This is a genomic window from Paraburkholderia diazotrophica (genome assembly GCF_900108945.1).
GTDB lineage: Bacteria > Pseudomonadota > Gammaproteobacteria > Burkholderiales > Burkholderiaceae > Paraburkholderia > Paraburkholderia diazotrophica.
This window is the reverse complement of record NZ_FNYE01000050.1, coordinates 14,609-28,180: the sequence shown is the minus strand read 5'-3', so window position 1 is coordinate 28,180 and position 13,572 is coordinate 14,609. Positions and strand designations below refer to the sequence as shown.

General features: G+C 61.4%; 12 protein-coding genes. 4 read left to right on the top strand and 8 right to left on the bottom strand.

Annotated elements, in window-relative coordinates; all coding sequences use genetic code 11:
- Positions 1 to 2: 2 nt before the first annotated feature.
- On the bottom strand, positions 3 to 515 hold the full coding sequence (locus BMW76_RS35665) for an ISL3 family transposase (RefSeq protein WP_456090569.1): 513 nt from the start codon (positions 513 to 515) through the stop codon (positions 3 to 5).
- On the bottom strand, positions 502 to 1,749 hold the full coding sequence (locus BMW76_RS35660; RefSeq protein ID WP_090873536.1) for an MFS transporter: 1,248 nt from the start codon (positions 1,747 to 1,749) through the stop codon (positions 502 to 504). Before BMW76_RS35660 ends, BMW76_RS35665 begins: the two co-directional genes overlap by 14 nt.
- Before the next feature lie 224 nt (positions 1,750 to 1,973).
- On the opposite strand from BMW76_RS35660, the gene BMW76_RS35655 reads away from it, so the two are divergent.
- From BMW76_RS35655 to BMW76_RS35645, 3 genes are all read left to right on the top strand, one after another.
- Entirely contained in the window at positions 1,974 to 2,696 is a 723-nt protein-coding gene (locus tag BMW76_RS35655) for a GntR family transcriptional regulator (RefSeq protein WP_090873513.1), read from the top strand.
- Between the two features lie 63 nt (positions 2,697 to 2,759).
- Positions 2,760 to 4,055, top strand: coding sequence for an MFS transporter (locus BMW76_RS35650; RefSeq protein ID WP_090873512.1), 1,296 nt, complete (start codon positions 2,760 to 2,762; stop codon positions 4,053 to 4,055).
- Positions 4,056 to 4,104: 49 nt separating this feature from the next.
- On the top strand, positions 4,105 to 5,001 hold the full coding sequence (locus BMW76_RS35645; protein WP_090873535.1) for an amidohydrolase family protein: 897 nt from the start codon (positions 4,105 to 4,107) through the stop codon (positions 4,999 to 5,001).
- Between the two features lie 374 nt (positions 5,002 to 5,375).
- On the opposite strand, the gene BMW76_RS35640 is transcribed toward BMW76_RS35645, so the two are convergent.
- From BMW76_RS35640 to BMW76_RS35620, 6 genes are all read right to left on the bottom strand, one after another.
- Positions 5,376 to 6,551, bottom strand: coding sequence for a porin (locus BMW76_RS35640; protein ID WP_177200593.1), 1,176 nt, complete (start codon positions 6,549 to 6,551; stop codon positions 5,376 to 5,378).
- A 221-nt stretch (positions 6,552 to 6,772) separates the two neighbouring features.
- Positions 6,773 to 7,897 carry a cupin domain-containing protein gene (locus tag BMW76_RS35635; protein WP_177200590.1) on the bottom strand — a complete coding sequence of 375 codons (1,125 nt, stop codon included), beginning with the start codon at positions 7,895 to 7,897 and terminating at the stop codon, positions 6,773 to 6,775.
- On the bottom strand, positions 7,863 to 8,036 hold the full coding sequence (locus tag BMW76_RS41475) for a hypothetical protein (protein WP_177200589.1): 174 nt from the start codon (positions 8,034 to 8,036) through the stop codon (positions 7,863 to 7,865). The genes BMW76_RS35635 and BMW76_RS41475 overlap by 35 nt, the downstream gene beginning before the upstream one ends.
- Positions 8,021 to 9,154 (bottom strand): aminotransferase class V-fold PLP-dependent enzyme, encoded by a 1,134-nt coding sequence (locus BMW76_RS35630; protein ID WP_090873510.1) that lies wholly within the window; start codon positions 9,152 to 9,154, stop codon positions 8,021 to 8,023. Before BMW76_RS35630 ends, BMW76_RS41475 begins: the two co-directional genes overlap by 16 nt.
- Before the next feature lie 3 nt (positions 9,155 to 9,157).
- Positions 9,158 to 10,450 carry an MFS transporter gene (locus BMW76_RS35625; RefSeq protein ID WP_090873509.1) on the bottom strand — a complete coding sequence of 431 codons (1,293 nt, stop codon included), beginning with the start codon at positions 10,448 to 10,450 and terminating at the stop codon, positions 9,158 to 9,160.
- 61 nt (positions 10,451 to 10,511) lie between these two features.
- Positions 10,512 to 11,900: a M20 family metallopeptidase gene (locus BMW76_RS35620; RefSeq protein WP_090873508.1), complete on the bottom strand. Its 1,389-nt coding sequence runs from the start codon at positions 11,898 to 11,900 to the stop codon at positions 10,512 to 10,514.
- A 120-nt stretch (positions 11,901 to 12,020) separates the two neighbouring features.
- Here BMW76_RS35620 and BMW76_RS35615 point away from each other — a divergent pair, with 120 nt between their 5' ends.
- Positions 12,021 to 12,965, top strand: coding sequence for a LysR family transcriptional regulator (locus BMW76_RS35615; RefSeq protein ID WP_090873533.1), 945 nt, complete (start codon positions 12,021 to 12,023; stop codon positions 12,963 to 12,965).
- Positions 12,966 to 13,572 lie beyond the last annotated feature (607 nt).

Genomic DNA, 13,572 nt, shown 5'->3' with positions numbered 1-13,572 from the left:
GTTCATCGCGGATTACCGGGGAACGCGGCGCGGATCTTGAGGAAGACGTACTCTTCGTCGCGGTACCCGTAAGCACGACGTTTGATGACCTTGATGGTGTTGTTGATCCCTTCAGCGATGCTGGTATTGAGTGGATGGCGACAGCGCGCCAGGATTCCATGCCAGTAGCCTTGCCGGCGCTGGGCAAACAGCTGCAGGGCCGCTATCCCGCTTTGCCGGGCCTGCTCGATCCATTGTTCCCAGGCCTTTTGCGCCCATGCCGGTTTGCGATAGAACCCAAGCCGCTTCAGGTCGTCGCGCAGCAGGTAGACGCATAACAACGGCTGGTTGGCGGCCAGCAGTTCCTTCAGATGCACCGACTGTTCGGGCCCGAGGTTGTGGCGGTTGCGCAGCAGCAGCCAGCGGCTGGACTTCAGAACCTTGCGCGCGGGCCGGTCGTGTCGCAGCTGGTTGGCCTGATCGGAAGGCGTCGGGTGCGCTCGCCTTTTCGCCATCTTTGGCTCACTGTCTCGCAGTTACTCGCACGCGCGCGCCCGATCCACTGCGCGCCGACGCGATCGACATGCCCAGTCCAAGCAGCGTCAGGCAGACGACGGGCACCAGCATAGGGGCGCTCGCGTTGCCCGCGGCCTTGCCGACGTAGGGCATCAGGTTCTGCGCGAAGAAGCCGCCGAGGTTGCCGATCGAATTGATCGCCGCGATACTCGCCGCAGCACGGGCACCCGCAAAGTAACGCGGAGGCAGCGACCAGAAGCACGGATACAGCAGCGGAATGCATGCGCCGCCCAACACAAGCGCGGCGAACCGCAGCGGCAGGCCCGGCAGCACGAGACTTAGCGCGAAGCCGATCACGCCGATGCCTGCCACCATCGCCATTGCCTTGAGGACCACGCCCTCGCGTTTCAGTTTCGCGGGCAGCCACAGCAGAAGCAGCGCGGCGAGCATCCACGGAATCATGTTGAGCAGGCCGTTGAGCGACGAATGCGAAACGCCGCCGCTTTTGAGCAGTGTCGGCAGCCAGTACGTCACGCCATAGAGCGACGTGGACATCAGCATATAGCCGCACGCAAACATCAGCACGCGCCTGTCGACCAGCGCCCGCCACGGATGCTCAGCGACGGCTTGCGTCGGCGCCTCGCGACGCAGCGCCGTGACTATCACATCTTTCTCCTCGTCGGACAGGAACGGAGCGCGTTCGACTGACTCAGGCAGGAAACGCAACGCCACCAGTGCAACGACGATCGCGGGCGCGCCCGTCGCCACGAATACCCACTGCCACCCAGCGAGGCCAAGGTTGCCGTCGAGCGACAGCAGCAAGCCTCCGGCGAGCGAGCCGAGCATGTTGGCGAGCGCACTGCCGAGTGTAAAGAAGCCGAGCATGCGGGTGCGATGACTTTGCGGAAACCACAGCGTCAGATAAAAGATCACGCCCGGATAGAAGCCGGCTTCCGCGACACCCAGCGCGAACCGGAACACATAGAAGAGCTCCATCGAACGTGTGAATGCCATCGCTATCGTAATGGCACCCCACGTCACCATGATGCGCGCGAGCCACAGGCGCGCACCGAAGCGATGCAGCGCGAGCGTGCTGGGCACTTCGAACAGCAGATAGCCGATGAAGAAAAGCGACGCGCCCAGGCCATACGACGCTTCCGACATTCCCAGTGCGTGCACCATCTGCAGCTTGGCGAATCCGACATTCTGCCTGTCGATGAAGGCGATAAGGAACATCACGACCAACAGCGGCATGAGCCGCCAGGCGATTTTCTTCACGACTGCCTGCTCAGCGGTCTGGATTTGGCTCACAACACATCTCCGTTATCAAAATTCATATATATGTTTAGTTGTGTGCGGTCTGGCAACAATCGGTAGAAACCCGTCGTTATAGGAAATACAGGGTTTCGAGGGTTATCCCCGATCCGACTGGAACGCGATTCGTGAAATCATATATATGAATCCGATGGAGGAATACGATGCACGCCGATGACCGGTTGCCGCGCTACCAGCGTTTGCGCGATGAAATGGTTGCCCTGATCGCGGCACGCCACTGGAAGCCCGGCGAAGCGATTCCCACCGAGCAGGCACTCGCGAAGAGCTATGACGTGGCCGTCGGCACGGTCCGAAAGGCCGTCGATCTGCTCGTCGCGGAAGGCCTGCTCGAGCGTTTCCAGGGCAGAGGGACATTCGTGCGTCGGGCGAGCTTCGACAGTTCGCTGTTTCGCTTCTTCCGCTTCCAGACGCGGCAGGGCGAACGGCGCATTCCGGAGAGCCGCATCTTGCGCCGCGAGGTTGTCGATGCGCCCTCCGCGGTCGCCGCAACATTGCAGATATCGAGTAGCGCGCGCGTGATCCAGATGTCGCGCCTGCGTCTGATCGACGATGTGCCGATGCTGGCCGAAGAAATCTGGCTGCCCTACGTCCGTTTTGCCGCGTTTGCGCAGATGGATCTCAACGAAGTCGGTGATCTGCTGTATCCCGTGTATGAGGCACAGTGCAATCAGGTCGTGGCCTCCGCCACGGAAACCCTGACCGTCGAAGCGATCGACCCGCTGCATGCACGGCTGTTGCGCATCGAACCGGGTACGCCTGCCGTCGTGATCGAGCGACTCGCGTATGGCTACGACAGGCAGCCGCTGGAATGGCGCCGCTCGCGCGGGCCCGCCAGTGAATTCATCTACCAGGCCGAGATCCGATAACAATCGGCGGCCATCAGGAACACGTCGTTTCCCATGCAGGAGCGACGACGCATGGAGACGGCAATGTTCAAGTGGTTCAGCGAGATTTCAGGCAACGAACGCCGGACGTTTTGGGCGTGTTTCGGCGGATGGGCGCTTGATTCGCTCGACGTGCAGATGTTCAGCCTCGTGATTCCGGCGATCGTCGCGGAATGGTCGATCAGTCGCACTCAAGCGGGGCTCGTCAGTGGCGTCACGCTGGTCGCGTCCGCGCTGGGCGGCTGGATCGCGGGCATGCTGTCGGACCGGCTGGGTCGCGTAAAGACGCTTCAATGGACGGTCGCGTTCTTTTCCGTGTTCACATTCCTGTGCGCGTTCGCGCAGAACTATCCGCAGTTCCTCGTGCTCAAGACGCTGCAGGGGTTCGGCTTCGGAGGGGAATGGGCGGCCGGCGCAGTGCTGATGGCGGAGACGATCCGCAACGAGCATCGCGGCAAGGCAATGGGCAGCGTACAGAGCGCATGGGCCGTCGGCTGGGGCGCAGCGGTGCTGCTCTATGCGGTGATGTTTTCGCTGCTGCCCGGGGAAACCGCGTGGCGCGCGATGTTCGGGATCGGCATCATTCCCGCGCTGCTGATCCTTTACGTTCGACGCGGCGTGCAGGAACCCGCCGTGCCTGCCCGCACGGCGCGCGATCCGCGAGTGCGCCAGGACGAACCGGCGCCCGGTGCGATCGTCGGCATTTTTTCTCCACAAGTGTTGCGTATGACGCTGATCGGCGCGTTGCTCGGCGTCGGCGCGCATGGCGGCTACTATGCGCTGATGACCTGGCTGCCCACGTTTCTGAAGAGCGAGCGCCACCTTTCGGTGCTGGGCACGGGAGGCTACCTCGCTGTCGTGATCGTCGCATTCTTTTGCGGGTGCATCGCGAGCGCGCAACTGCTGGACCGCATCGGACGCCGCAAGACCATTCTCACGTTTGCGATCTGCTGCGTGATAACCGTGATCGCCTATCTGTTTCTTCCGCTCGGCAATACCGCGATGCTGTTCTTCGGCTTTCCGCTGGGCTTTTTTGCAGCGGGCATTCCCGCGAGCATGGGCGCGTTGTTCAACGAACTGTATCCGCGTGGGATGCGCGGCACGGGTGTCGGGTTCTGCTACAACTTCGGCCGTGTTGCATCGGCGGGTTTTCCGGTGCTCGTCGGACAGATGTCCGCAAATATGTCACTCGGAACGGCGATCGGGATCGATGCAGGACTCGCCTACGCGATCGTCGTGCTGTCCGTGCTGATGCTGCCGGAGACGCGCGGCCGAGCACTAGGCGATGCCGCTTTGGATACGCAACATCCGGGCGCGCTCTCTCACGCGCAAAGGCATTGACGCGCGCATTCGCGCGTAGCCGCGCAAGACCGGTGATGAAGGAATGTTCATGATGGAGAAGTCGGGGACAGACGCGAGCCATCGGCAGGATGCGCGTCGTCCCGCCCGCATTGGATCTGTCGATACGCATGCGCATGTATTCGAGCGCGGCCTGCCGCTCACCCAGCGGCGGCGCTATGCGCCCGACTACGACGCGCCGCTCGACGCCTATCTGGCACAACTGGACGCGCACGGCATAACACACGGCGTGCTTGTACAGCCCAGCTTTCTTGGCGCGGATTGCAGCTATCTGCTCGATGCGTTGCGCCGCGCGCCCGAAAGACTACGTGGCGTCGCGGTGATCGGGCGCGACTGCGCAAAAGACACACTGACGGAGATGGCGGACGCGGGCGTCGCTGGAATCCGCCTGAATCTGATCGGCCATGCCGACCTGCCACTCGATAACTGGGTGAGCGGACAAACGCTCGCATATGTCCGAGAACTGGGATGGCATGTCGAGGTGCATGCGGAAGCGGCGCGGCTGCAGCGTATCGTCGAGCCGCTTCTGGAAGCCGGCGTGAACGTGGTCGTCGATCATTTCGGCAGGCCCGATCCTGATCTCGGTGTCCGTGACCCGGGCTTTCGCCGTCTTCTCGAACTGGCTCATACGCAGCGCGTGTGGGTGAAGATATCAGCGGCGTACCGGAACTGGCGCGACCTTCGCACGGGTGACGATGACATGCATGAAGCGGTTCGTCTTTTGAAGGAGGCGTTCGGTCCTGGTCGCCTGATGTGGGGCAGCGACTGGCCGCATACACAGTACGAAGCCCGTGAGCATTTTGCCCACGCGCTCAAGCTGTTTCGCGCGCTGCTTGCGGATGATGAAGAGCGCAGTGCAGTCCTCGCGGACACGCCTGCAAGGCTTTATATGTTCAACGGTTTGAGACCTTGTTCCTGCGGCACGTGATCGCGCGGAAGCTTTAGAATGACTCGCCGACATGGGCAAACGATACTATCCAGAACTGGAGTGAGCTTTTCGGGCAGGGCGCGGCGGACTTTGTTGTGCGCGAAACCTTCCAAAGAGACGCTCGCGTGGCCCAACTTACATTGGAACTGGCCAGAGCGGAAATCTGGTTGTTCTCGCGCAAAGAGCATCCGTGCGTGCCAGGGTCTATGACCACGTCGAGTCGTCAGGACGCTCGCGCTTGCACGCTCCCCGATGTTGGCTTGCGCATTCTAAACCGCGTCGGCCCCGGATTTACGCCGCTATCGCGGCCAAACGGTTTACCCGGACGCTTCGCTTCCAACGCTTCGCAGATCACGTCGCGGCGGTTTGCGGGCTCAGAACTTGTGTCGAATCCCTAACTGAACGAACGTCTGCCGGTTCGTCGATGATGCCGTCAGCGCATTGAGCGTCGCTCGCGCCGCGTGGCCCGTTGAATCTGTACCACTCGCAAATTGCGTGCTGCTGATGACGTACACGTCCGTGCGCTTCGAAAGGTAATAGTCGAGTGACAACGAAATGGTGTTGTACTCAGAGTTGCCGATCGTCCCCGCTCCCGAGCCATGCGTGTAGCTATAGACGAGTTCGCTCGCCAGAGCCGGCGTCCAGAAATAGGTTAGATTGAATTCGCCCGTATTGAACTTCGCGGTGCCCGTCAGTTTGAGGGGATCGGAGCCGGACGATGTATCGCCGAGATCCTTGAATTGCACGTTGCTATAGACAAGACCAAATGTAGCGGGACCGAAGGTATAGTTGCCAGCGACGGCGACGGCCTGATAAGTGTGAGCTGAAGCGTATCCGCTGTAGACCGGGCTTGCCGTCATATTGTTGACGTTCGTACCTGTGATGTTCGTGGGCGTTGCCGTAAAGAACGATTGGTTCGGGTTTCTCACTTCCATGAGGGCCGCGCCCGCTGAGAAGTTGCCATATTCGTAGCCTGCACCGACCGACCAGATCTGATTGCGCGTGAAATCGCCTGCCTGTCCGCCAAAGCCATACACGCCGCCAACGGTGAGCCCGCCAAAGCTGGGGCTCATATACTTCACCGAGTTGTTTACGCGCTTGCTGTTGTTGAGGTTGTCGAGATCGCCCGGATGCGCAGTGGTACCGCCGCCATAGTTCGCCGAATTCATGCGGGATTCGACGAACGTCACGAGCGAATCGTACTGACGTCCCAGTGTCAACGTGCCATACGTCTTGCTCGACAGCCCCATGTACGCCTGGCGTCCGAACAACAAACCGCCCTGCAGCGCAGTGCCTTTACCGAGATCGAAGCCGTTTTCGAGCTGAAAGATCGCCGACAGACCGCCGCCCAGGTCCTCGACACCCTTGAAGCCCCAGCGTGAGCCCTGCATGATGCCACTCGCGCCGCCGAACACGCGTCCGCCTCCGGCGTTGCTCTGGTAGTTCACGCCGTAGTCGATGAGTCCGTACAGCGTGACGGAACTGGTATTCGCTTGCGCAACGCCGCAGGCAGCGAGAAGCGCGAAAGCCGATATTGTCTTTTTCTTCATTTGCATGACGAAGTAATGGATTTGTGGAGAACCTATCGCGGATGGAGTGCGTGTATCGTCGGCTCCGCGTGCCACATTACCCACACGAAAAAATTCTTGTATTCGCAATCTATCAAGCTGGGTTTGCGAGAATCGCAAGGCTTCTTTCCAGCGTGGGAATGAAAAAAGCGCGACGCCGAAACCGGCCATCGCGCTTCCATAAAACGATCACGAGCGGTTGTTCATGAGAGTGAGAAATCGGCCGGCAAGGTCACTTCGAGCAGTTCCAGATCCGCGCTGCAATGCTTGAACGCGTAAGGAAGCATGCCCGGGATCGCGATGCTGTCGTCCGCGCAGAGACGCCATTGCTCGTCACCTTGCACGACGTCGAAACTGCCCGCGAGCACGAAGAAGAAACAGAACTCCGTATCGTGCATGCGCAAGGCTTCTTGTCCCTCGCCTTGCGGTCGTATCACGCGCACGCCCGCGAGTCCCTTCGTTGCCGCGCCGATGCCTGTGTCCGTCACGACGAAGCCCGGCGATTTCCACGCTTTCCACACCGCCTGCTTTGCGACATGCCGGACGAAGCGCTGACCGTTGAATTCATGGTCCGGATCATAGACAGGCGAGGGCAGCGCCATGTTGTGATCGGCCATCGTGATGTGTTCGGCGGGGCTGCCGAGTTCGATCACCTCGGCACCCGCCGAACTTTCCAGCACGCGATGACGGATCTCGGGCGGCTGAAGCACACAATCACCCGCTTCGAGGACGAATGGATCGCCTTGCCCTTCGTAGACGAGACGCACCCAGCCCTTTCGGCAGAAGATGGTCTGAAAGCGGATCTTGTGGAAATGCACGTAATCGGGCACGGGTCCGCCATCGAGAATGCGAATGTGCGACGCGATGAACGCACCGCCATGTCGTTCGGGCAGCAGATCGCGATAACGCATGCCCGCGCGTCCGACGCTCCAGTGTGCATCGTCGTTTGCGCGGGCGAGCACGAGTTGCTGGCGCGTCGGCGGCAGCACCATCGGCGGATTGGCGTGAACGAGCCGAACGGTGACGCCATTCGGCGCGATCAGCTCGCGCGTTTCGCCGGGCATTTGCGAAGGATCGTCGCAGAGGACGTCTAGCGTATTGATGCCGTCGCGTATATCGAGGCCGAGTCGTAGTTTGAAACCGTCGCGAGAAAGGATCGCGGTGCGCGGACCGTCTGCGGGGAAGATCGCATCGAGCCGGAAGCCCAGGCGCGTGATGAAGAACTGCATCGTGGCGGGAAGGTCGGTGCAAGGCATGGATACGAGAATGCCTCGCACGCCTTCGATCGCTGCATCAGCCGGTGAGGAAGTAATGGAAGAAGTGTTCATGGGAATTCGCATCGGTGAGGAAAGGGAAGCGGTGGCGCATCATGTTCGTGCGCACCGGCGGCCCTGTCAGCACGCAGGCGATGCCCATGCGCCGCGGCGCGCGAGAGAAGACGCCGCCCGCAATCATCGCGGCAGACATTGCGCGAGCCTGTCGAGTCCCGCGCGGGTCGTGCAGATACCCGGCGAGAAGCGCAGCGTGCGGCTGCGCGAATCGACGAAGAGGCCCGCGTCCTTCAGTTGCACGACAATCTTCGCAGCATCGAGATGAGCAGGGACTTCGGCCATGATGCTCGCGCCGCGTTCGTCGTCGGTGCGCGGGGAGAGCAGGCGATAACCCTTGTCGTCGACGAGTGCGATCAGTTCGTGGCACAGCGCAAGATTGTGTGCGCGCACGCTGCCTTCAGGCTGCGCGCGCATCCATGACATGCCCGGCTGCGAGGCGACGAAAGGCAGCACCGAAGGTGTGCCCGTATCGAAGCGGCGCGCGTCGGATGCATAGCTGAAGGCATCGATGTTCCAGTTGAACGGATTTTCCTGACTGAACCAGCCGCGCACGGCAGGCGTCGCGCCCGCTTTGAGCGCATGCGGCGCGATATAGCCCAGGCCTGTGCCCGGCGCGCCGCACAGCCATTTGAGCGTCGACCCGCAGACGAAGTCGAAGGGCGTGTCGTTCAGATCGAACGGCAGGATGCCGATGCCCTGCGTGACATCGAGCGCCGCGAGGCTGCCGCGTCGGCGTGCCTGCTCGCACATCGCGGCAAGATTCACGCGCTTCGATGTCAGCGACGATACCCACGTCACGAGCACTAGCGCGACATCGTCGGTCCATGCCTCGATGAAGTCTTCGTCGCGCACATAGCTTTCCCCCTGGCGTACGGGCACGGTACGCAGCGTGAAGCCGCGTCGCTGTGCGAGGCCCGTCAGCAGGAAGTGCAGGCTCGGGAAGCAATCCGCCGCGACGAGCACGATGCGATTGCGCAGCACGTCGTCAGCGAGGCCGTCGAGATAGCGGGCAAAGGCATCGGTCACGTTTTGCGCGCCAAACACGTTCGCGTCTTGCGCACCGATCAGCGCGGCCCAGTCGGAAAGCAGCTGCGCGCGTGCGGCAAGCGCGGCGTCCCAGCGCGTGTCGTCTGGCGCGCACCACGTTGCGGCAAAATTCGCGAGCGCTTCCGTCATTGCTTCGCGATGGCCCGGATACACGCCGACCGAGTGATACATCAGCCAGCCGCTGAAATCGTTGGTGAGATGGTTCATGGCTCAGATGTGCTTGACGAGCTTGTAGTGATAGAGCGCGACGCATGCAAGGCTCAACACCGCGCACGCCATCAGGTAGAACGCGGGCGACAGCGGATTGTGCGTCGCGCCGATCATCGCGGTCACGAGCCACGGCGTGAATCCGCCGAACACCATGACGCCGATGTTGTAGCTGAATCCGAGACCCGTGCTGCGCACGCTGGTCGGGAAGAGCGACGAGAGCACGGCAGCGAGCGGACCGAAGTAGATGGCCTTCAACGCGCCGGCCAACACCATGATCGCCATCAGCACGGAGAACGATGGGCTCGACAGCAGCCACGCGAAGCACGGATAGATCGTAGCGATGGTGATCACGGCCGAGATCACCATCATGCGGCTGCGTCCGTAGCGATCTGCGAGATGGCCCATGAGCGGCGTGAAGATCATCAGGATTGCGCCCGTCACAACCGTCGCGGCGAAGCCCGTCGATGCCGGCAAGTGCAATTGCTTCACAGCGTAGGTCGGCATGTAGAGGATCATCAGATAGCTCGCGGCCGTCGATACGGCCATGATGCCGGCAGCGAGCAGGATGCGGCCCTTGCTCTGCGCGAGCAGTTCGCGCACAGGGGCGTTGCGCTTCGCGCTGTGAGCGGCGTCGGGCAACGTATCGTCGATATGCTTGCGGATATAAAGCCCTACAGGCGCGACCAGCAAGCCGAAGATGAAAGGCGCACGCCATCCCCACGATTCGATCTGTTCCGGCGACAACTGCGTGCTGAGCGCGAGCCCCGCGCACGACGCGAGCACGGTGCTCATGCCCTGGCTGGAGAACTGCCAGCTCGCGAGGAATGCCTTGCGCTTGCTCTTCTGCTCAATCATGAGCGCCGTGCCGCTGCCAAACTCGCCGCCTGTCGAGAAAGAGATGAGAATGCGCGCGGTCATCAGGCCGACAGGCGCGGCAAGGCCAATCTGTGCATACGTCGGAATGACCGCGCAGATGAGCGTGCCGATTGTCGTCAATGCAAGCGACAGGAGCAGCGCCGCCTTGCGTCCGCGACGGTCCGCATAACGTCCGAGCAACAGCGCACCGAGCGGGCGGAACACATAGGAGAGACCGAAGGTGCCGAACGTCATCAGCAGGGAGACGGTCTCGTCGTGCGCCGGGAAAAACAGCTTCGACAGCGTGACGGCGAAGAAGCCGTAGGCCGCGAAGTCGAACCATTCGAGTGCGTTGCCGATACTCGTCGCGACGATCAGACGCCGCATGGGCCCCGCGTCGGGGCGGTGTACGCCATCGTCGATGACAGTCGAATCCATGGTGTGTGTTCCGTGCAAGAGGTCGGGAGGAGAGCTAAAACGGCGCCACTGTTGTACGGCTTCAACTGCTGTGCGGCGCATCGGGCTCGCCCAGATCCCAGAAGACGCCCGTCATCAACTCCAGTGCTTCGCGCATGACGGGCGCGAGCACGTGCTCGTCGGGCGCATGCTGACGACAGCCGGGATACGAGTGTGGAATCCAGATGGTCGGCAGAGCGAGCGTGTCCGCGAAGCATTCGTTCGGAATCGTGCCGCCGAGATTGGGCAGCAGCGTCACGGGCTTGCCCGTCGTCGATTCGATCGAGCGTTCCGTGAACGCGACCCAGGGGTTGTTCGGATCGAGCCTCGTTGCGGCGCCCGATGCTTCGATCGTCACTTCGATACCGTCGAAGCCCTCGCGGGCGAGATGCGCTTCGATCAGTTCTTTCGCGCGATGCCAGTCGGTGCCGACGACGAAGCGCAACTGGCAGACCGCTTCCGCCGCGCGTGGAATCGCGCTCACAGGATTGGCGACGTTGCCCGACTGCATCGCGAGGACTTCGAGCGTGTTCCAGGCGAATACACGTTCGGCGGGCGTCAGCCCCGGTTCGCCCCAATTCGGCGACAAAGGCGGATCGCCTTCGTCCTTGCCGATCTCGAGATGCGCGACGCGTTCACGCACTTGCGGCGGAATGGCGGGCGGCAGGAGGCCGTTGATACGGATGCGACCGTGACCGTCGACGAGGCTCGCAAGCGCATTCGCGAGCACGGTCGCCGGATTGGCGAGCACGCCGCCCCAGTTGCCCGAATGACGCGCGCCGAACGCATTGACCAGTGACAGACGGAAATGCAGCGCGCCGCGCGAACCGAGGAATACCGTGGGCGAGGGCGCGCGTTGTCGCGGGCCGTCAGAGGCGATCAGCAAGTCGGCGCGCAGGCGTTCGCGCAGCGTCGAACACATGACGTCGAGCCCCGGCGAGCCGACCTCCTCGCCCATCTCGAAGATGATCTTCACATTGAAGCCTAGCTCGCCGCGTTCCGCGAAGACCGTCGCGAGCGCCGCGAGATTGATCGAATGCTGGGCTTTGTTATCCGCGATACCGCGGCCGTACCAGCGCTCGCCTTCGACTTTCACTTGCCACGGCGAGCGTGCGTTCGTCCAGTTGGACGCGTCGCCACCGATCACATCTCCATGGCCGTATAGCAGCACGGTCGGCAGACTCGGCGACTCGATGCGCTCGCCGACCAGAAACGGCGGCATGCCCGGGATGGGGTTTTCCAGTATCTCGCAGACGAAGCCGAGCGAGACAAGCTGGCTTTCGATCTCCTCTGAAAGATATCGGCGCAGCAGTGGCGCGGCATCGGCTTGCTGGCTTTCGGTTGCGAGCGCGACACGGCGGCTCAGTGTGTCGAAGAAAGCGCCGCTGTCGAAATGCGAGCGGACTCGGGCGATTGCGTTTTGTCGGGACATATCGGTTGCGTTTGTTCGATCGATTGTGTCCAGCGTACCGGGCTTGAAGGGTTTTGGTATTCGCAATCAAACAAGGTACATTTGCATAAAGATCAAACGTCGCTCGTCTCCTGGTTCAAGATGCGCAAACTGCTCGAGCCCTCTCTCTACTATTTTTCGGTCGTCGCACAGGCCGGCTCGCTGTCGTCTGCAACGGAAAAACTCGGCCTCACCGTCTCGGCGTTAAGCCGCCATATCGCAAAGCTGGAAGGCGATATCGGCGTGCCGCTCTTCGAGCGTCACGCGCGCGGGATGGTGCTGTCGCACGCGGGCCGGTTGCTGCTGCGTCACGCGCAACGCACGTTATCCGACGCGCAGGCGGTCTTTGATGAGATCCAGGGGGAGGAGCGTAGGCGCGCGCGGACTATCACGATTGCGTGCACCGAAGGATTTGCGTTCGACTTTCTGCCCGTATCGCTCAGTACCTTTTGCGGCGAGCATCCGGATATCGCCATTGAACTGGAGGTGGTGTCGTCCGAACGGGCGAGCCAACTATTGCTGTCGGGGCAAGCGTCGATCTCACTTGCATTCAGCTTCAAGCCCGAGCCGGGTGTCGTCGTGCAGTTCACGCAGAAAGCGCCAGTCATGGCGTTGATGCATGTCGATCATCCGCTCGCGACCAGGCCACAGGTGTCGCTCAGGGATATCACTGCGTATCCCGTCGTGCTGCAGGACAAGGGCACGACCAACCGGCAGTTGTTTGATATCGCGTGCAATGTCGAGGGCATCGAGATCGTGCCCATGATGACCAGCCGCTATGTCGCTGCACTCTATCGTTTCGCTCAGGCGGTTCCCCAGGCGATCATGCCGTCGGGGTACGTGTCGGTCGCTAAGCGACTGGGCATCGACGGCCTCACTGCGATCCCTTTTGACAATCCTTTGTTGACGCAGCGCCGGCTTCAAGTGATGACACTAGCCGGGCGACAGCTGGACGAACTTGCGCAGAGCTGTCTGAACTGGATCGTTGCGGATCTGGAGGAAACATCCCAAGGTTCGTTGGTCGATGATCACTCGCAAGAAGGCTGAATCCGCTATGCCTGCATGCGTTTCATAGCCAGATAGCACATGCCGCTATCGCATTCCGTGCTACGTGTTCTGCGCACAGGCTAGCAAACGGGCACAGTCAACATAGGGTCGCCGCCGGCCGTCGCGTGGGTTTCGCAACGGCCGTCATCGATAAGCGTTGATTCGAAAACGCACATCGGCATCCGTTCCATTACCCGTAGATTCGTATCACCCAATGCGGGCACATCACCTTGCGGTTACGCGGCCAGGCTTCGGCGGCGATTAACGCGGCCGCTTATCACTTGATACGAGCGTCGGTCTTGACTCCATACGTTGACGATTCAGTCCTTGCCCGAGGGGGTAGGGCAATCGCCTGGTTGACAGTCCAAATATTGGCTTCCTACTATGCATACAACGCTGCACACAACTAGATGCACAGTTATGTGTGGTGTAGATGTGTGTCTGCGGAATTATTCTTATTTGCGAGGTCACTTATGGTTCGGCTGTCTCGTTTCACTCATCAAGCTCTTGTGTGTCTGGTCGCAGCCAGCTGCGTTATCGCGAGCGCGCCATCCCGCGCCGACGACACCGGCTGGGAAAGCGTGAAGAAAGCGGGTGTTTTGCGATG

Coding starts and splice junctions, on each gene's coding strand:
- BMW76_RS35660 (WP_090873536.1), bottom strand. CDS start 1,749: ATGCCGCTGTTGGTCGTGATGTTCCTTATCGCCTTCATCGACAGGCAG.
- BMW76_RS35655 (WP_090873513.1), top strand. CDS start 1,974: ATGCACGCCGATGACCGGTTGCCGCGCTACCAGCGTTTGCGCGATGAA.
- BMW76_RS35650 (WP_090873512.1), top strand. CDS start 2,760: ATGTTCAAGTGGTTCAGCGAGATTTCAGGCAACGAACGCCGGACGTTT.
- BMW76_RS35645 (WP_090873535.1), top strand. CDS start 4,105: ATGATGGAGAAGTCGGGGACAGACGCGAGCCATCGGCAGGATGCGCGT.
- BMW76_RS35640 (WP_177200593.1), bottom strand. CDS start 6,551: ATGAAGAAAAAGACAATATCGGCTTTCGCGCTTCTCGCTGCCTGCGGC.
- BMW76_RS35635 (WP_177200590.1), bottom strand. CDS start 7,897: ATGAACACTTCTTCCATTACTTCCTCACCGGCTGATGCAGCGATCGAA.
- BMW76_RS41475 (WP_177200589.1), bottom strand. CDS start 8,036: ATGTCTGCCGCGATGATTGCGGGCGGCGTCTTCTCTCGCGCGCCGCGG.
- BMW76_RS35630 (WP_090873510.1), bottom strand. CDS start 9,154: ATGAACCATCTCACCAACGATTTCAGCGGCTGGCTGATGTATCACTCG.
- BMW76_RS35625 (WP_090873509.1), bottom strand. CDS start 10,450: ATGGATTCGACTGTCATCGACGATGGCGTACACCGCCCCGACGCGGGG.
- BMW76_RS35620 (WP_090873508.1), bottom strand. CDS start 11,900: ATGTCCCGACAAAACGCAATCGCCCGAGTCCGCTCGCATTTCGACAGC.
- BMW76_RS35615 (WP_090873533.1), top strand. CDS start 12,021: ATGCGCAAACTGCTCGAGCCCTCTCTCTACTATTTTTCGGTCGTCGCA.